At 37.2% G+C, this 19083-nt stretch carries 20 protein-coding genes; 8 read left to right on the plus strand and 12 right to left on the minus strand.

Annotated features, from left to right (window positions below; translation table 11 throughout):
* Nucleotides 1-284 precede the first annotated feature (284 nt).
* Nucleotides 285-524 carry a hypothetical protein gene (locus tag EXE29_RS16030; RefSeq protein ID WP_106986635.1) on the plus strand — a complete coding sequence of 80 codons (240 nt, stop codon included), beginning with the start codon at nucleotides 285-287 and terminating at the stop codon, nucleotides 522-524.
* A 120-nt stretch (nucleotides 525-644) separates the two neighbouring features.
* Complete coding sequence (locus EXE29_RS16035) at nucleotides 645-860, plus strand: hypothetical protein (protein ID WP_106986636.1); 216 nt, start codon at nucleotides 645-647, stop codon at nucleotides 858-860.
* 140 nt (nucleotides 861-1000) lie between these two features.
* On the opposite strand, the gene EXE29_RS16040 is transcribed toward EXE29_RS16035, so the two are convergent.
* Together EXE29_RS16040 and EXE29_RS16045 are read right to left on the minus strand one after the other, a co-directional pair.
* Nucleotides 1001-1633: a LysE family transporter gene (locus EXE29_RS16040; RefSeq protein WP_106986637.1), complete on the minus strand. Its 633-nt coding sequence runs from the start codon at nucleotides 1631-1633 to the stop codon at nucleotides 1001-1003.
* Nucleotides 1634-1762: 129 nt separating this feature from the next.
* Nucleotides 1763-2338 carry an FxsA family protein gene (locus EXE29_RS16045; RefSeq protein ID WP_120365027.1) on the minus strand — a complete coding sequence of 192 codons (576 nt, stop codon included), beginning with the start codon at nucleotides 2336-2338 and terminating at the stop codon, nucleotides 1763-1765.
* Nucleotides 2339-2460: 122 nt separating this feature from the next.
* Here EXE29_RS16045 and ruvC point away from each other — a divergent pair, with 122 nt between their 5' ends.
* Nucleotides 2461-3006, plus strand: a complete 546-nt coding sequence (gene ruvC, locus EXE29_RS16050) for a crossover junction endodeoxyribonuclease RuvC (RefSeq protein WP_106986639.1) — start codon at nucleotides 2461-2463, stop codon at nucleotides 3004-3006.
* A gap of 51 nt (nucleotides 3007-3057) precedes the next feature.
* Here the strand turns inward: ruvC and EXE29_RS16055 are convergent, their stop codons facing one another.
* Together EXE29_RS16055 and EXE29_RS16060 are read right to left on the minus strand one after the other, a co-directional pair.
* Nucleotides 3058-3339, minus strand: a complete 282-nt coding sequence (locus tag EXE29_RS16055; protein WP_120365028.1) for an acylphosphatase — start codon at nucleotides 3337-3339, stop codon at nucleotides 3058-3060.
* Nucleotides 3336-4817: an NAD(P)H-hydrate dehydratase gene (locus tag EXE29_RS16060; protein WP_120365029.1), complete on the minus strand. Its 1482-nt coding sequence runs from the start codon at nucleotides 4815-4817 to the stop codon at nucleotides 3336-3338. Before EXE29_RS16060 ends, EXE29_RS16055 begins: the two co-directional genes overlap by 4 nt.
* A 22-nt stretch (nucleotides 4818-4839) precedes the next feature.
* Between EXE29_RS16060 and queG the strand changes: the two genes are divergently transcribed.
* On the plus strand, nucleotides 4840-5928 hold the full coding sequence (gene queG, locus EXE29_RS16065; protein ID WP_120365030.1) for a tRNA epoxyqueuosine(34) reductase QueG: 1089 nt from the start codon (nucleotides 4840-4842) through the stop codon (nucleotides 5926-5928).
* A gap of 292 nt (nucleotides 5929-6220) precedes the next feature.
* Nucleotides 6221-7210 (plus strand): biotin synthase BioB, encoded by a 990-nt coding sequence (gene bioB, locus EXE29_RS16070; protein ID WP_106986643.1) that lies wholly within the window; start codon nucleotides 6221-6223, stop codon nucleotides 7208-7210.
* A 58-nt stretch (nucleotides 7211-7268) separates the two neighbouring features.
* On the opposite strand, the gene EXE29_RS16075 is transcribed toward bioB, so the two are convergent.
* Complete coding sequence (locus EXE29_RS16075) at nucleotides 7269-7493, minus strand: hypothetical protein (protein ID WP_106986651.1); 225 nt, start codon at nucleotides 7491-7493, stop codon at nucleotides 7269-7271.
* A 562-nt stretch (nucleotides 7494-8055) separates the two neighbouring features.
* Here EXE29_RS16075 and EXE29_RS16080 point away from each other — a divergent pair.
* Entirely contained in the window at nucleotides 8056-8334 is a 279-nt protein-coding gene (locus EXE29_RS16080; RefSeq protein WP_106986644.1) for a hypothetical protein, read from the plus strand.
* Nucleotides 8335-8566: 232 nt separating this feature from the next.
* Here EXE29_RS16080 and EXE29_RS16085 read toward each other — a convergent pair whose 3' ends face one another.
* The gene (locus EXE29_RS16085) at nucleotides 8567-8791 is read right to left on the minus strand and encodes a hypothetical protein (RefSeq protein WP_228198831.1); all 225 of its coding nucleotides are present in this window, start codon (nucleotides 8789-8791) and stop codon (nucleotides 8567-8569) included.
* A gap of 282 nt (nucleotides 8792-9073) precedes the next feature.
* Here EXE29_RS16085 and EXE29_RS16090 point away from each other — a divergent pair, with 282 nt between their 5' ends.
* Together EXE29_RS16090 and EXE29_RS16095 are read left to right on the plus strand one after the other, a co-directional pair.
* Nucleotides 9074-10504, plus strand: coding sequence for a cryptochrome/photolyase family protein (locus tag EXE29_RS16090; protein ID WP_213072635.1), 1431 nt, complete (start codon nucleotides 9074-9076; stop codon nucleotides 10502-10504).
* Nucleotides 10505-11295: 791 nt separating this feature from the next.
* Nucleotides 11296-11703, plus strand: coding sequence for a hypothetical protein (locus tag EXE29_RS16095; RefSeq protein WP_227865887.1), 408 nt, complete (start codon nucleotides 11296-11298; stop codon nucleotides 11701-11703).
* A 96-nt stretch (nucleotides 11704-11799) separates the two neighbouring features.
* Here EXE29_RS16095 and EXE29_RS16100 read toward each other — a convergent pair whose 3' ends face one another.
* From EXE29_RS16100 to EXE29_RS16125, 6 genes are all read right to left on the minus strand, one after another.
* The gene (locus tag EXE29_RS16100; RefSeq protein ID WP_106986646.1) at nucleotides 11800-12333 is read right to left on the minus strand and encodes a condensin complex protein MksE; all 534 of its coding nucleotides are present in this window, start codon (nucleotides 12331-12333) and stop codon (nucleotides 11800-11802) included.
* The gene (locus EXE29_RS16105) at nucleotides 12326-13702 is read right to left on the minus strand and encodes a hypothetical protein (protein WP_120365032.1); all 1377 of its coding nucleotides are present in this window, start codon (nucleotides 13700-13702) and stop codon (nucleotides 12326-12328) included. Before EXE29_RS16105 ends, EXE29_RS16100 begins: the two co-directional genes overlap by 8 nt.
* On the minus strand, nucleotides 13686-16592 hold the full coding sequence (locus tag EXE29_RS16110; protein ID WP_120365033.1) for an Mks condensin complex protein MksF: 2907 nt from the start codon (nucleotides 16590-16592) through the stop codon (nucleotides 13686-13688). The genes EXE29_RS16105 and EXE29_RS16110 overlap by 17 nt, the downstream gene beginning before the upstream one ends.
* Complete coding sequence (locus tag EXE29_RS16115; protein WP_130125673.1) at nucleotides 16582-17388, minus strand: hypothetical protein; 807 nt, start codon at nucleotides 17386-17388, stop codon at nucleotides 16582-16584. The genes EXE29_RS16110 and EXE29_RS16115 overlap by 11 nt, the downstream gene beginning before the upstream one ends.
* A gap of 500 nt (nucleotides 17389-17888) precedes the next feature.
* The gene (locus tag EXE29_RS16120) at nucleotides 17889-18335 is read right to left on the minus strand and encodes a Mov34/MPN/PAD-1 family protein (RefSeq protein ID WP_228198832.1); all 447 of its coding nucleotides are present in this window, start codon (nucleotides 18333-18335) and stop codon (nucleotides 17889-17891) included.
* A gap of 43 nt (nucleotides 18336-18378) precedes the next feature.
* On the minus strand, nucleotides 18379-19083 hold a 705-nt coding region (locus EXE29_RS16125; RefSeq protein WP_171406281.1), incomplete at its 5' end, for a ThiF family adenylyltransferase.

Genomic DNA, 19083 nt, shown 5'->3' on the forward strand with positions numbered 1-19083 from the left:
TATGTAATTCACACTGATTAAAGCAAAAAAGCCAGTCTTAGGACTGGCTTTTTTTCGTATGACATTTCCTCAACGCGTTCATGTCTTGTTGCATTTATTAATTCAATTAAAAACAGATATTAACCGCTATAGTCGTGATGACTTACACGATAATGAGCAAAACTAACGGATTTTCACTTGTACAAGTGATTTTTTAGATATTAAGATAAAAATTCATCACGGATTGATGATTGACAATAACAACAAGAATGTTGGTCAGTAGAAAAGAATAATGGAGAAATACAATGCACTATCAATACCACTGTGGCTGTTGTAATAAAGCCCTAGCTTCAAGCGATAAAGAATGCTCATCTTGTGGCTCTCATAATATTCGTAGCCCTTATGGCTTTTGGATTTTTTGCATCCTGACCTGCTTAGTCGTATCTATCGTTTTTAAAGTCGTGCATGTTTATTTACAAGACCATCAAGAAATACCCAAACAACAATCACTTTTTGAAGTACTACAACAAAACGATAAGCGCTAATTTTTAGATATGAGCCATACATTTGGGAGGCCCTATAGCCTCCTTCTTTATTCGTATATTTCTTCTGCTTTTTTATGATTCGTTTTAGCTTAAAATAAAAGAAGCTAATGAGGAATGACTATGGTTCAGCTAATTAAAAAAGGTGGTTTACGAGAGCGTGCAAATCGGAGTCGTAGCTATAAGGGCTCTGAAAACACTGAGACAACATTACAACCCAATCGTTATCAGGCGTCTTTAACAACTGAAATACCGTCACATGAAACCATCACGAACGAAACTGTGGTTAAGGAAAGCAATACGCATGTAGCTCAACTAGCAAAGGTTTCGACAAAATAGTTCCGTGAATGATCAAATTCGACACTAGCATTTTCTGTAGTGGACACATCGTCCTGTCTAAACACCAAAAACATCCCCTGACGAATAACTGTCTTTACCAAAATAAACATACAATTTAGGCTACAAGCCACTTAGAGGTATCAAACAAGTTTTAACGCATCAAGCCACAGCCATATCGCAAAGCCTAAAAAAAGCAGACCTGAAATGACATCAATATAAGCTCCAGATCGCTGATATAAGCTTTTGATCTTTGGCATAGACAGGATCAACATCAGCAAGCTAAAAACCAAAAATGTTTGTATTGGAATAATGATTGCCAATTGTGTTTTGAGCCCTGTACCCGCAGAAGAACTTAAGGCCAAAGAAAATACACTACTAAAATAAATCAGTGTTTTAGGATTAGATAAATTGGTCAACAGTCCCAGCATGAAGTAGTTTTTAGTGGCTTCTGATTCATTGTCTGATTCTAAGCTTGCGACTTTCTTCAAGCTTTTTAAGCCTCCATTGAACATCGCCCAGCCCATTTTCGCCAAGAACAGTCCACCGACCAACATTAATACCTGTTGAATCCAAGGAAATTGCTCCACGAGTACTGTAAAACCAGAAAGTGTTAACACTACCCATGCAACAATACCAACGGAAATACCTGCAATAATTTTAAGTGTATTTGCACGTGTAGTAGATGCTGCGCTTTTCGCAATTAAAAGTACGTCGGGACCTGGACTGAGCTGCGCAACAAAGTGCAACAAACAAATCGTGAAGAGCAAAGACATTTCATTTTTACATCATATTAAAAACTGCATTATTATATCGATAGTTCAAATAATTTGTTGCTATCTACCGAATACTGCATAAAAAAAGCCGGAGCAATGTCCAGCTTAATCATAGCGATGTTTTAAGTTCTATTTAGGGTTCACATCTTTCATTTCGATTTTCTTAGCATCTGGTGTCACTTCACGTGCTTCACCATCAATAATGCTAGAGTCGCGCCCTGCTTGCTGGTTTTGCATGTCTTGCATTTGACGCATCATGTCTGCAAATGGGTTTTGACCTTGAGTACCACCCATGCCTCCCATGTCACCGCCCATCATGCCACCCATCATTTTTTCCATCATGGCTTGTTGACGTTTCATCATCACATTCATCATGGTGGCTTTTAAGGCATTTTGTACAGGTGGAATTAAAATTAACAGTGCCAATACATCTGTAATAAGACCTGGGATTAGAAGCAAAAAGCCTGCAATAATTTTAGGAAGATTACCTGAAAGTGCTGGATCTGCACTCATTTGACCAGCCTGCATTTGTTGCATTTGAGGCATTAGGCCCGCAGAGTATTTGCGGATCATATTCATACCAATAAAAAATGCAGCAACAAACCAGAAGAATACATACCACATACTGCCGACAAGGTCACCCACGCCGATCCAAACAAAGACTTCTAGGATTAAGCCAATAAGTACAATCAGAAATAATTTCATGAAAATTAATCAAATCTCAATTAAATAAATAAAGTGCATCAATCAAGTGCTTAATCACTATCAAGCTTTTTTGATCCGCTTATGTAACAATATGGGCATATTTTTATTTTTAAAGGGCAAATATGCCATTAATTATTGGTATCGACCCTGGTTCTCGTCTTACTGGTTACGGGATCATCGAACATGAAGGCTCAAAACTGACGTTTGTTGATGCTGGAACGATTCGCACTGAAACCACTGAAATGCCTGAGCGCCTAAAACGTATCTTTGCTGGCATTGACCGTATTGTCAAATTTCATGGTCCAACCGAAGCCGCTGTCGAACAAGTCTTTATGGCACAAAACCCAGATTCTGCCTTAAAACTTGGGCAAGCTCGTGGTGCTGCCATTGCCGCTTTAACCAATTTAGATTTAAAAGTTGCAGAATATACAGCCCGCCAAATCAAACAATCTGTGGTCGGTTACGGCGCTGCTGATAAAGAACAAGTACAAATGATGGTCATGAAGTTACTGAACTTAGATATTAAGCCACAACAAGATGCTGCCGATGCTTTAGCTGCAGCCATTTGTCATGCACATGCATCTGGCAGTATGAGCAAAATGGCAGTGCTAAATGCTTTAGGTGGTATGGCACGTGGTCGTAGCCGTTATAGTTCAAGACGTCGCTAATTCATCTTCTAAAACAGAAAAGTTGTAGTGTTTTATACTGCACTACAACTGTTAACGTCGCATTTTAAAGTTTGCAAATTCTGCTTCATCAAAAGCTATAGCTGTGCTTTCAATAGCTGTAACAACTGCTCGTATAGGGCCACTTTCACACAGCACAAGCATTTTAGAAATATCTAACTCAGAGCCTACAATAACCGCTTCAACATCACCTGAACTTAGATTTTTTACATAGCCTTTTAAATTTAAGGTAATCGCCTGCTGTTCGAACCAGCGCCGATAGCCTACGCCTTGTACTTGACCATGAATGCATAATTTGAGTGCTTTTCTATTCATGGCAATGTATGTCCATTCACAACACGATACACAGCTTGCACCATATCCTGTGCTTGCAAACCACGCATACCTTTATGTGCCAAATCATCCCCAGCCAATGCATGTAAAGTCACAATTTCATGCAAATGAATCTCCTCATAAAATTGAGCTTTTAAACTGGCCATCATGCCAGCTAGCACATCGCCCATACCACCCGTGCCCATACCCGCATTGCCTGCAGTACAAATCCAGAGCTGTTCTTGTAAAATCAAGCTGCCTGCACCTTTCAGCACCCATTGCCCTGCATATTTTTTCTGTAGCTGATGGATGGCCTGAATGCGGTCGGATTCTATCGCTGCCACGCTCATATTAAGAAGCTTAGCCGCTTCCCCCGAATGTGGTGTGCAATAACTATGCTTATTTAACTGTACAGGTGACTCAGCCAAAAACCATAAGGCATCTGCATCTAATACAATTTCTAATGTAGACTGCTGAATCAATGGAAACCAGCGCTCAAATTGCTGTTTTGACCAGTCATCTCGCCCTAGCCCCATACCAAAACACACAGCATCGACATGGGCAATTAAAGCCTGCACATCGGAAGTTGATAAGGCATTCATATCCCGAAGCATAATATTCGGAGCACGCGCTAATATTGCAGTATGATGTTTAGCATCACATACAGCGGTGACTTTACCTGCACCAGCATGGAATGCAGCTTCAGCCGCCATGATCACTGCGCCCCCCATATCTGCATGGCCACCCACCACCAGTACATGCCCATAACTGCCTTTATGCCCAAATGCCTTGCGCTGTGGGAGTTTGATCGTTAAAGGCGAAAGATATGCGATTGCTTCAAGCGCATCATCAACTGGTAAGGCAGGAATAACCTCTACAGCACCTGCATATTCTTTTCCTTGTCCTGTAAATAAGCCCGCTTTTAATCCTAGCGCTGTAAATGTATAGTCAGCTTTAATAGCACAAGGCAAAGGCTGCCCGCTGTCCGCTTGCAAGCCACTTGGAATATCAATCGAAATTTTTAGTCCATATTGCGCATTAACGCGTTGAATAATCTGTTGCCATTCTGCATTTAACTGTCGGTTCAGACCAATACCAAATAAGGCATCCACATAAACATCGTAATTTTGTTGAAAATCGAAGCCTGAAATAATACGCAAACCCGACTCTCTCGCTTCTTGTTCTGCAGCATGTAAATCTTTAGACATACCCAAAGGCGCTGTATAAACATCTACCCTAAAACCCGCTTGAAACAAATATTTTGCAATTAAATAGCCATCACCTGCATTATTTCCCTGACCACAGCACATGGCTACTGTTGCTTTATTGCGAGACTCAAACTGCAAATCGAACCATGAAATTAAACGCTGTGCGGTCATCCATGCAACTTGTTTCATTAAGCCATAAGCGCTGTTTTGCTGGCCAAACCAACGTTGCTCCCATGCTTGAATAGCGTGGCTATGGTAAACTTGCTGTTGCATTCTTCTTCCTTCCAAATGGTTTATGGCAACTTCCGCTCAATCAAAAATTCAGCTCAATCAAGATGATCCAACAACACTAAAAGCATGGATTAAAGCTCAAGCTTTGGCTTTGGGTTTTTCAGATTGTGTCATTGCCAAACCAGATGCTCAAGCAGAATTACCCCGATTTAAAGAATATTTAAAACGTGGCTATCATGGGGACATGAAATTTTTGGAAGAAAATTTAGAAAAACGTGCCGACCCAACTTTGCTCATCCCAGGTACAAAAAGCATCATTTGTGTGCGTATGGACTATTTAGTTGAAACACCAAAGCCCCGTTATGTGCCACATGAACCCAATGCTGCCATCATTGCCCGCTATGCACGTGGTCGCGACTACCATAAAACCATGCGTGGACGCCTCAAAACATTAGCCACAGTTATTCGCGAAAAAGTGGGTGATTTTGAATCACGCCCCTTTGCCGATTCTGCGCCCGTTTTTGAAAAATCCTTAGCAGAAAATGCTGGCATGGGCTGGACGGGTAAACATACCTTACTGATTCATAAGAAATCAGGCTCTTTCTTTGTGCTTGGCGAGCTATTCACGTCTTTGGACTTGCCATTTGATAGTCCTGCAGAAAAACATTGCGGTTCGTGCAGCGCTTGCATCGATATCTGTCCAACTCAGGCGATTGTTGAACCCTACATGCTGGATGCACGTAAATGCATTGCCTATTTAACTATTGAATATAAGGGCATCATTCCAGAAGAACTGCGTAGAGGCATAGGTAATCGAGTGTTTGGCTGTGATGACTGTCAGCTCATTTGCCCGTGGAATAGTTTTGCCAAGAAGACCTCGATAGAGGACTTTAACCCGCGCCACGGTTTAGATCAGGTTTCATTATTGGATCTTTGGCAGTGGGATGAAACAACATTTTTAAATTGTACTGAAGGTAGTCCAATCCGTCGTACAGGCTACCAAAGCTTTATGCGTAATATTGCGATTGGCTTAGGCAATGCAGATTATTCTGTAGAAATCCTGCATGCTTTACAGCAGAACCGCGCATTGCATGATGAAATTGTGCAAGTCCACATCGACTGGGCAATTGCCGAACAACAGTCAAAATCGTGATATTTTTTAAGTGATTTACAGCAAATTAAGCTCAACCAGTTTGCTGTTAAGTTTGCAATATTTCAAAACCGAACCGACTCATTCCTTACAAAATTAAAAAGCTATAAAAAAACTTTGTGAGCAATTTACTGTAAATCTCAGCAACTTTGTAAGTAATTATACAATCTTATATTTCCATACATTTTGTAATTTAATCGAGAGATACTATCAAAGTTGACAGTTATTGCCTTTTGCCTTGGCACGCTTTCTGTATAGTAAATACCAAGTAAAATACAATGATGATGGACTCCACATGACTTTACGTAATGACTGGACTCGAAATGAGATTCAGGCTTTATATGAGCAGCCTTTTTTAGATTTAGTTTTTGAAGCTCAACGTGTACATCGTGAAAACTTTAATGCCAATACCATTCAAGTCAGTACACTCCTTTCCATTAAAACAGGTAAATGCCCCGAAGATTGCAAATACTGTTCACAGTCTGCACATTATGACTCTAACCTAGAGGCCGAAAAACGTATTGCGGTTGATAAAGTCATTTCCGAAGCGAAAGAAGCCCTAGCATCAGGCTCTTCACGCTTTTGTATGGGCGCTGCATGGCGTAATCCACATGAGCGCGACATGCCTTATGTTTTGGAAATGGTACGTGAAGTAAAAGCATTAGGCCTAGAAACCTGCATGACGCTTGGCATGTTGAATGAATCTCAAGCCGTACGTTTAAAAGATGCAGGTTTGGACTATTACAACCATAACCTTGACACTTCACGCGAATATTACTCTCACATTATCAGTACTCGTACTTTTGATGATCGCCTAAACACCTTGGAATATGTCCGTGGTGCTGGCATGAAAGTTTGCAGTGGCGGTATTGTCGGCTTAGGTGAAAACCGCAATGACCGTATTGGTTTATTACAGGAGTTGGCAACCTTAGCCATTCATCCTGAATCAGTACCAATTAACATGCTTGTTCCTATTGACGGGACACCGCTGGCAGATGTTGAAAAGCTTGATGTGACTGAGTGGATCCGCACCATTGCTGTAGCGCGAATTATTATGCCTAAAAGCTACATTCGCTTATCTGCTGGCCGTGAGTCCCTCACCGATTCAGACCAAGCATTAGCATTTATGGCTGGTGCTAACTCCCTATTTTCTGGTGAAAAATTACTAACCACACCAAATGCGGGTGAAGGTAAAGATAAACAACTCTTTGCAAAACTCGGTTTAACGGCTGAAAAAGCAAAAGCAACCGTTGCAGAACTTTCAGTTGACGCGATGGCAAGCTAAGGCCAAAAATTGAAAAAGCCCAATTCAATTTGGGCTTTTTTATTTATAAGACAGCTAGTTATTTTGCAAAATTATGTGCAGTAATTAAAATTCCATAACGTGCATTCAAATAATCACCTTCTTTAATAACATCTTGTCCATTGGCATGAAACACCACCAATTCAGCATCAATGGCATCGTAGCGAAAAGAATCAAAACTCTCTTGATGATGACATAACCAAGTCAAAGTATCCTGTAATTGATCATCGACTACGTAAGTATCTGATTGAAAATCTTTTGCCATGTGCGTATTCATATCTTAAGTAGGTGCACATTGTAATATGAAATCACCCTGTCAACAGTACACACGATAAAACATCAACCATAAAAAAGTGAGCTTTCGCTCACTTTTTTATTATTTAGTATCACCGCACTTGCGACATTCCTTGTGCGTACCGATTTCTTCCATTTGCTCATATTCATAAATGTGCATACAAAATAGTTTTCTAAATAAATGAAGCATGTTGTTAAAACTCCCGTTTAATTTTATAAAACGCTTCTAAGCAATTTCATCCTGAAATGCTTCGGTTTTCACCATAAGGTTAAAACCATACCTATTTATTATCATATTTTTTAAGCCTGTCAAATTCCATTCATCAGAATATTACAAATAATACAGATTTTGGCAGAACATCCAAAAACAGTGAACGGGTTAACAAAACTATTGAATATTTTCAACAAAATATTTATGATGAACTCTATATGGATAATGATTATATATTTCAAAAACTTTATTTTAAAACAAAGTGTTATTTAGTAAAAACTCTTGCAACAAAAAAATATCTCTATATACAATGAGACTCAACATGACCACTTATTTAATAAGCTTAGAAGCAAGATCAAAACGAGAATATGATGATCTCGAGAAAAAAATTATTCAATTGAGTAGTATCAAACCTATTACCCCCCTCAAAGACACTTGGATTTTACTGAGTGAGCTGAGCTCTGAGGAAATTCGAGACCAACTGCTGTCACACATTTATGCCAAAGATGCACTCATGGTGATTCGCATTGATTCACATGATTGGGCTTCATGGAATATCCATGAAAAATCTGCATTATGGCTCAATAAGACTGCAAGTTAATCCAGTTCTTTCAAGCCGATGCAACATGCTAGTTTTTAGCTTTAAACTGCCATATTGAACAATCACAACTGATTCTAATTGCTTTCATCAATTCGATACACGTTGTAAATGAAATTAATCAGCTATCGCCTTTAAAATAAGACTTTTTTCAACTTGAATAAACGGCTTTGTAATTTTAAGTACTGTTCGCGAAATCGCTTAACATAAGATGTATTCACAAAGCCGTTCGTGCTTATTTTGCTGTTGCTTCCGATGTTGCTTGACCTTCTAATGGTGCAGCATCAATCATATCTGGGCTAACTTCAATATTCGTTACAGGGGTTTCAGCTGCTGAAGCTTCTGCTGTTGTTGCTGGGGCTGGAGCAGTCTCTTGCGCTGCTTCTTTTTTACCACAAGCCGTAAGCGCTGCAACTGAAACAACAGAAACCAATACAAATAAGGCTGTTTTCAACTTCATTATAAAATCCTTCATTTTTCTGTCCTAGCGAGAAGTGAGCTCACTCATTTAAATGCACTAGGTTGTTTAGCATGTTAAAGACTGATCATAGCAAAATCTAGCTTGTAACTGCTTAATTTATCAAATTTAAACAATTGTTCACGAAATTTTCTACACAATTTTAAAGTAGCTTGTATATTTACCAATACCTTCGCGCACAATATGTAGCATCACTCCACTAGGATTTGCAAAGCACATATTTTAACTACCCTCATTTTAGTTTAGGCAGAGAAATTAAATATGATGCAATTGGTATGGTTTCGTAATGACCTCCGCATTCAAGATCACAGTGCTTTATATTTTGCACAACAAAATGGCCCCTGTATGGCTGTTGTAATCTTAAGTCCAGATCAATGGAAACTTCATCAAGATGCGACTATTAAAATTGATTTTTATTTACGTCAGTTAGCCGAATTAAAAAAATCCTTATGTGGATTAAATATTCCTCTACATATTCAAACCGTGCCACTCTGGCAAGATATTCCAGCCGCACTCAAACAGCTCTGCCAACGCTTTCAAATTAAAACCATACATTGCAATATTGAAAATGGCTGGAATGAAAAGCAACGTGATCTATCTGTTGCAACTCAAGTGTCAAAAATGGATTGTCAATTTGAGCAATATACAGATCGAACAATCTTTCCTTTACATACGATTCGCAACAAATCAAACCAACCCTATCAAGTATTTAGTGCCTTCAAAAAGAACTGTATAGAGCAACTAAATATTTGCGTGCCACAAGCTCTCCCTGCTATTGAAGCACAGCAAATGGTGTTTAATAATGAAAAAATCGACAACCTTATACCTAGCCTTCAACAATTGGGGTTTGAAGCAATACCAGCAGAAAAGCAACAGCTTTGGCCTGTGGGAGAGCAAGTTGCTCTCGATCACTTAATGCATTTTATAGATTCAAATTTAGTGCAATATGATCAAACCCGCGACTTTCCTGCAATTGAAGGAACTAGCCAGCTTTCAGTCTACTTAAATATTGGGATTCTATCTATTCGGCAATGTTTAGAGGCATTATTTAATGCTCAACAAGGCCACTTTTATATTGAAAACTCAGGCCAGCAATTTTGGCTAAATGAATTATTGTGGCGTGAGTTTTATCAACATGTTATGGCGGATTTTCCGCATGTATCTAAGCATCTTCCGTTTAAACGTAGTACTCAAAATATTCCATGGTTACAAGATGACGCATCACTAAATGCTTGGAAATACGGCCAGACTGGTATTCCTATTGTGGATGCTGGAATGCGCCAAATGTTAGCCACAGGCTGGATGCATAATCGTGTTCGTATGATTTGCGCCATGTTTTTAGCCAAAAATTTATTGATTGATTGGCGTGAAGGTGAAGCATGGTTTATGCAACAACTCGTCGATGGCGACTTTGCTGCCAATAACGGGGGTTGGCAATGGTCTGCTTCGACAGGTACAGATTCTGTGCCTTATTTTCGAGTATTTAATCCAATCAGCCAATCACAAAAATTTGATGCTCAAGGCGATTATATTCGACGCTGGGTGCCAGAACTGGCCCGTTGTAATGCTAAACAGATTCATGAGCCTTATGCTTATATTACAGATTCCAATTTAGACTACCCGCACCCTATCATTGATTTAAAAATGTCACGCCAACGTGCGATAGCCACCTTTAAAATGGTCAATGCTAAGTGAATTACAGCAATGTATTGAAATTTATATAAAACTTTATAGCTAATGCTGCAAGAAGACCCGGCCGAACTCTCTGGGTTTTCTCTTATTGATTTTTATTGGGACAGAATCATCACCAAGTTTTGATTTTTGTAATATTACTCGTTAAAAATAAATAGCAAGTAAAATTAAGCAACATAGGGCTATAGAGAAATATCCTTCCATTTTGCACTTGATTTAAGTCAATTCAAGATAAATCACACATTAACTCAATAGATGTATAAACATCCAAAATATTTCATTTATCTTTTACAACATATTCACATAATTCATCGTAAAACTTTAGTTTTTAATTTATCAGCTGGAGTAGATATAATTTAATACAAATAAAACAAACACTTAAATTTTATTAAATAAAATAACTCATTAAAAAACCACTTAGGATTAATACACCTAAGTGGTTGTTTTATATGGAGGGCCCACATGGACGAAAACCTCCACCTACCCTTTTGTTTTTAATCAATTAATTACTTTTCATAATATTTAGGATACACGCCAGGATACATAGTTTAAGTGTTGTTTTTTTAATCAAATAACAGTTTTTCCACCACCAAACTGCCCCACTACCCTTATAACTCTATTAAATTTTGACAATATACAGCTTTTACTAAAAGAGCATTCAACATCAATATAGAGGCGATTATCGTTTTTAGTATGCTCTTTTACAATGGTTTAACCTAGACAAATTTCATCAATATTTTCGACAATATACTATGGGCTTGCAGCATGTCATTTCTGATACTATGCAAAAAATTATGTCGCTTCTCTCTGGTGAAAATACACCTCAGGCGGTAAAGAATGTCGAAGAGTATCGTGAGCAATGTCAGCATATTTCTGAACGTTTAAGACAGTTTGCTCAAGAAAATCCTCTCTCTTTGAAGTTGCTGTTACTTGAAGCGACTTCAATCGATGCCGAACTTACTCAATTTGTGCAAGGTGTTATGCAAATGGGCGGCATTTTAACTGCCAATTACTTAAAACACGGTGTTGAACTTGGTTTTTTTAGAGCCAATTTGGATTGTGAAAATACGGGGCATAACATCATTGGCATGATCATGAATGGTGCTTTACGTTTTCTTGCAAATCCGAGTGATATTGATGGTTTAAAGCAATATGGCGATTCAATAATTGACTTAATTATAGGTGGAATGATTAAGGTTTAAAATCATTGATAAATGCTACCACGATACACATAAATGCTCTACTGTATCAGTGACAGAATAGACGAAATTTGTCTAGGAGAATGGTGGCTATTCAATCTAACCTAAATACAATGGATGTAATTCATCAAAAAACTTTTCGCCAATTGCTGATAAAATAAAAGATTCAGAACTGGTTTTTTCTAATAAAATATGACGTTCGACCAATATATTTTTGATTTGAACAAAAACATCATCCCCCATGCCTGCTCGATTTAACAATTCAATGGTCTCTGGCATCGCCTGAACACCTAAAATGTCTGAACGTGTTAGACCAACATTCAAATGTTTAATTTTTTGTAGGCTGTAATTATTGTTATTCAGATATTTGCCAATCAATAGCAGTAGAATTTGTGCCTTCATGGCAATGTCGGTTTTATTCTTTTCATCTTCAGTAATATAGACATAATCCCCTGAATGTAAAAACTTGAAACCACTCATTTCATATTGTTTTTTATACACTTCTAGGTTGTCCATAATTTCATTAAATAATGGATTTGCAACTAAAACATCATTATCAATGATTTCGCGATTGATGATTCGACCATTCATTAAAGTATTAAAGATCTGTTCACTTTTTTGTAGACTAACCATGCATCACCTCTTTTTTATGCCAAGAAAGCACAGAATATTCTAAATAATACTGTAGATCTTCAACTCGCCCTCTTTGTTGTTGTCCTTGGAAATCACTTCTTAATAAAGGCAATAACATCTCTAAACCAAACAAAATATCTTTGAGGGTATAATCATTTAAATGCTGTTGAAGTTGCTCATGCGTATACAAATAAATATCATCAATTTGGTTCGGTAAAGATAAATTCGCGACTAAATTCATTATCATTTTTTTACGTGTTTCTTCTAAACGTATAGTTTTGGGTAGCGCTACACGTTCAATAACTTGTGTTTCTTTATAGGGCTTTGAATATAAACGCTCTAAATAATATTCAAATGGAAATAGACTTTTTTCTGGCTCCAAATTGATTTTCGCTTGATATTTCTTTTTATGGTCGGCAAGTCCATCGAATACCGTTAAATGTTCAAAAAACTCTGCATCTGGTTTAAGCTTAATATTTTTAGCACCGCCGTGTCGTAGTGGTTCTAAAGCATTCATCAATTCAGAAAAGGCATTTTCAATTGCCAAATAACTTGAGCGATCTTGCCCAATTTGATGTAAATAACGGCTAATATGCTCAGAGATTAATTGAATATCTTTATAGTAGGATGTTATTGCAGTGAGTCGATAACTGAGTTGATATGCCAATTCAATGTCGCATTGCCCTTCAAAAAAATCGATGATTGAAGTGACCGCCTCATGAAAAGACTGCACCGTTAAAATTTGATCGGTTGAAGTAAAATCTAAAAAAGGTTTCACATTGCGTAAAAAGAGTTGGTTGACTTGCGTATATAGATCTTGAATGGTCAATTGGCTTTCGCCCAATTCAAAGAGTCGATATTCTTCCGCAAAACTTTCCAATCGACTTTGTAAAACGGTACAGTTTTCTTGCACCTTACTGTGAATTTCATTCAGTAGTAATTTAAAACTCAGTACATTTTCTTTATAGCTTTGGCTACCGACTTCAGCATGTTGTATATCATGTGCCACAACCACGGTACGTTTACGCATGTCTTCTAACTGAGCATTCACCAATTGCCGGCTACGCTTCGTGTCTAGAAAACTGAGTAGATCAAGTACGGTTTTATTGAGCACCAATTGTCCTGTTGATGGAAAATCGGCAAAAATATGATTATCGATCAAGGATTCAAGGCTCAGGAGCTGAATGAGATTGGCTTTAGTCGCGTCAAGTTTGGCTTGATTACGAATTTGACGTTCAAAAAAATCAATATATAAGCTCTTAGGAAACTCACCACCCGAATGATGCTCATTGATGTAATCTATAAATCTTAAAAAATAACTCTTTTCATCAATAATGGCTTTAATAATGAGGTCACGATTGAGCTTCATGTGTCCCCCAATGATTTACATGGTGCGGCATAATATTCCACTGGCACTCAGGTTCCATAATGTTCTTGGCTACATTTTGATTAATGTAAATATAGCGCCCCACTTCTGAAACCAAATACGCCGTCAATTCTGGTGTAGCACAGAAGATTGAAAAACCATGCTCTCCGATCTGTTGAATAGTAGACGCCGTATTTTCAGCATCTAAAGCTGATATTTCATCGACAATAATTGGAATGCGCACAGACGTGCCAATCACTTGAATTTCTTTTAAAAGCACAGCCAATACAAAAGAAGTAATTGTCGTAGTCGTTCCACCAGATTGTGATTTAACGACTTCTTGTCCATCAATTTTATAACGATACTGGATGGATTCGATGAGATTGGCCATTTTCAAACGACCTTTGTCTTGATGCTTATTAAAGAAAGCGATTAACGATAAGTAGAATGATTCCTCTGCTAATGTTTCACCCGAAATATTATGTTTTTCTAAGGTGTTTTTTAAAGCATCGAAATCAGAAACGGTGTCTAGTTGTAATCGAATTTCAGTTAAATTGGAAATTTGATGATGATTAATTTTTTGGTTAATCATGGCGACAACACGATGCAGTTGATCTTGTGCCTCATTAATTTCATTCACTTGTGATCGTATTTCTTCGTTATGCCCAAGTACAGCATGTTTAAATTGCTGATGTTCTAAATCTAAATTTGCGAACATATTTTGATAAATTTCAAAACTTTGTTCCAATTCATCGAGTTGAATGTATACACGATTTAAATCGATATCGGCCGTGGGTACTTCATTGGAAAATTGGGTAAATTTGAAGACAAACTGGTTATATTTATCTTTTAATTGTTTAGCCAAATCACTTAAGCCATGCGCTTGTTCAAACAAGTCGTGTACAGCCGTTGAATTGAGTTGTGATTCGTGATGATCGGCTGCTGTTGAAGGTAGCACCGCATACATTTGCGAGGCATGCCCCAAGAAGTCGACTATTTTTTTAAACTTATCATGTTGGTCTGTAAGTTGATCCAAAATCGATTGGCAATTTCCTTGCAGATTGCGTAGATCGTCAAATTGAATTTCGTACGCATTCAACTGCTCTACATATTTTTCTTTTTGTTCATTTAAACTGTTAATTTCTGTGGTGAATTCCTTTGCACGCTGCGTATTCGATGCTAAAGCATCCAACAGACGCATATCATTTTCATTTTTTTGAATATCATTGCTGAGCTTTAACTCGTTGGCTTGGTTGAACTCCAGATTGTGTGCATTACGTATTAACTGCTCCAAATATTTAACATCCTGTGCAAGATTTTCAACATCTACATTTAATGCTAAAAACTCATCTTCCAACTGCTGTAATACTTGTTTAGGTTGATACTGTTTGGATGGAATAGCAATCAACTGATTTTTAAATGAGAGTGAAGATGATGTCATTTGAAAAAGTGCAGTGAAAGACTCAACAGTGTGAAGATCTTCCGCGGGTAATGCTTGTCGAATATTCACTAATTTGCTGTTCAAACTATGTAATATTTGTCGACTATGATCAGTCACTTGATTAACCAATAATTCATCATCTTTTTGATTTTTTATGCTTTGAATCTCTGTCGAAAGCTGTTCCAATTGTTGTTGTCTTTCATTCAATAACTTTCTTTTCTTTTGAAATTCTTCTGCTACTTTTGTGCTATCTCTTAATAATTCTCGTTCTTTCATCAATTCTTGAGTTTCTGCATAAAGTGCCGCTTTAATCTCATGAATAGACATGTCATGTGGATATTCATATTGCACTTTTTGCGCATTTTCTATGTCTTTATTGGTCAAATTCACATCTTTATTGCGTGTTCTCAGATTTGTCTCTAATCCAATGACTGTTTCTTTTATTTGGGCGATATTATTTTTTAAATCACGCAGTTGAAGATTAAACTCATTCAGCTGACTTTGCTGCTTAATTTTTTCGGGTTTCAATTTATTTCGCTGTAAGTTGACATAATAATCAATCGCTTGATGTTGTGTTGAATAATCATATGTTGCCTGATAAATGGCTTTAAATTCGCTGGCTAAAAGATTAAAGCGTTCTAAATTATTTTGTTTTAATTTTAAAGTTTGGCTTTGTTGATTCAGTTGTAAATATTTTTGATAGGTTTCTTCTAAGTCATGATCAAGTTTTTCTTCCTCACGACCACGTTGCATTTCAATTAGGGCAGCGATCGCAGATGAAAGAACATCTGAAACATTACTCGACATCGAAAACGCTAAATTATAGACCTTTCTAAAAGCATTGATTGAATCTGCATTATTGTTTTTTAACGGAATAATACAATATTGGGCATCTGGACTACCTAAACGTGCAAAAATCATTTGGCGGAGTTTTGCCGCTTCTTGAATAATGAGGCCACGTTGCTTTTGAGTAAATTTCAGCAGGCTTTCAGTACTTAAATTTTCCGCAAAATCTTGTTCGAATTCATTCCAAAATAAATGGCGCACTTCTTGATATGGAAGTGGAATAAATGCACGGTGATAAGCATAGTTTTGACTTTTTTCACTACTTGGCGCACGAAACAACACCATGGTAAATGTGCCACTTGGGTTTTCAACTTCAAGTGCGATATAAGATTTAAGCGTGGGAAAGTAAAAGCGAAATGATTGTTCAGTATCATACTGTCCATCCTTTCCTTCAAAACCGAATTTTTGGAAACAGTATCTAAAGTTTACTTCTGGAAAGAGTAACAATTTGGTTGCAGCTAAGCTTGCCGTTTTACCATTATTATTTCGCCCAAACATAGCTAAGTGCTGATCTAGAAGCAATTCAGAATAAGCATGCTTGGCAGCGTTCACAAAGACCAACCGCTTTAACGTGAACTGTAATAGCGACAAACTATCATTGATCATATAAAAAACTCTCTTGTTCAAGTCGGCGTTGGGTGCTACACAGCAGTCGTGCAAAAGGACGAATAAAAATAGGCGCATCAACTGCGAAATGGGCTAGCTTTTCAATCTCATCTGAACTCAAAGCATGTACCACTTGCTCCAAACGTTTTTGAATGTCATAAGGTTGCACAAAAGTTATTGTTTTATTAGGTAATAATTGAAATAAATTTTTTGCTATTTGGAGTCCACCATAATCACAATCAAAACATAAGTACAAATGTTCATACTGATTCAAAAAGTTTTGATGTAAAGAATTCGCAATTTCATTTCCTGTACCAAAGATAAAATCTAGAGGTTGATCACATGGCACATGGGTATGATTTTTTAAAAATTTTTTAAATTTTTCACTATTTAAAAAGACTTGACGGTTTTCCACAATAACCGCATAACGTGACAAACTTACTGGCGTTTGATAACAACCATCTTGTTCAAAAACAACCACTTGTGGATGTTCTGACAATTGTCTTATTAGAATATATGAACCAATAACTTTATGCTGATGACTACGATTCTGTTTGGCAGCACTCATCCGATCATGCCCCATGTTGCTGACTAAATTTTGAATCTCTTTTTCAATGGTCGGGTGAATATATTCAATCTGATAAAGATCGCCCTTAATTTTAATTCCACGTATATCTGAGGCTTCAAGTCGATGTGGAATATTTAATTGTGCAACCAAACGCTTAAAACGAATAAGATTTACAGGCTGATTCTGATCTATCGCCACCATCATTTTTTTTAAATTATTTAAGTTCAAAGTGGACTATTCCCCATATCCTAGCTTTGCAAGCCATTTCTTACTAAATAAAAATAATCTTTTAGGTATATTTTAGCCAATCCATTTTTTTAATTTTCAGCCTTAAGCGACAACCCATGTCGCTGTCAGAATTATAAATGTAAATTTACTTATGAGGAGGTGGTGGGAGTTGAAGTCATTGCTAACATCATCTTTAGTCCGATAAAAAGAAAGTGTTGAACCCATTTTGCACCTAAATTAATTTGAACAACTAAAGATTACTACTGTAATCTTTAGTTCATATATTTAAGACTTAAATTAGTTTAAAAAAATTTCAATTAATTTATGATGGCGTCAGCCTAAATCAAAAATAAGTATTTGAAATAAATAAATTTTAATTCAATCAATATAACCAATTGTATATCTCATGTATAAGGTCATCTCTGTGAAAACAGAAATTGAACTGAAGGTTATGCTTCTTATCATTAACTATATTAGTTCAAACTCGATCGGATATTGCTCTATTTTAAAGAAGCCAATATCATCCCATTTTCTTGAAAGGACCAAGCTCTAATTGTATCGCCATTACTACCATTACCAACAATTACAGCTAAAGGGTTTGGTAACGAACTAATATTATTTCGTGAAAATTCACGAAAGCTTTTTATATCTTGTGAGGACAAATTAGGGGTTAACTCAGCATGTGTATGCCAGTATCCTACTAAAACCAATCCTTGATTTTGATACTCAATAGCTTCTTGCTTACACCTATTGGCATCTAGTTCCAACCATGTTGGACCAGATCGATCAGTATTATGTGGAGGTGTAGCTACTGCAAGCCATAAACCATCCGACATACTTGTATCAATAAATATTTGCCCACCTTTCTCATCTTCTTTTAATTTTTGTTGATGAGCAAAGAATATGTCTCTTACTTTTGTGGACACTTTCAATTCAACATTAAGCATCTTCCATCGCCATTCCCAGGCTAGATCATAGCTCATTAGTACACTACACCCTTGGCCACTCTCTGGAAATGACAATTTGCTTGCAACCGTCAGGTACATCTGGTCCAACGTATGTACCTTTGAATTCACGTATCTTTTCAATATCACCTATACTAGTAACCCATGCCTCAGATTCTACTTTTCCAGTAAGCACATCAAATACAGATTGAGCTGTTATTGTCGCTATTGTATTAATTCCAATAGGACCACCAGGGAGAAATGCTTCTCCACAACCAGGGAGTGGGATGACCCCATTATCCTTCCATTCTGAATGTCGGTGTAAAAAGCTTCCATGCTCATCGAACAAGTAGCGTCCATCTGCAATACTATTTGGTCTAGTTATTAGCACATGCCCTATAATTGCATGAGGCTCAGCCCAAGCTTGGATTAAAGCCCACTTAGGTTGCCTAACTTGATGCAATAACCACATAAACTCTTCTGAATTCCAATCAGCAGTTGTAATTACCACCACATCCATTTCATCAAGCAAGCCAATATTCTTAATACATTCATACTGAATATATTGTGGAATTGATGTAATAGTGATATGAGACATATCTTTTTGGATTCGCTCTTTTAATGCTTGGGTTTTATATTTACCTAAATCATCCACCCCTAAAATATGTCTTCCTAGATTTGCACTTTCAAATCTATCAGGATCAACAATGGTGATGTCCGTAACACCTGCCCTCACTAGATGCATAACAAC

The organism is Acinetobacter sp. WCHAc060006 (assembly GCF_004209135.1).
Taxonomy (GTDB): Bacteria; Pseudomonadota; Gammaproteobacteria; order Pseudomonadales; family Moraxellaceae; genus Acinetobacter; species Acinetobacter cumulans.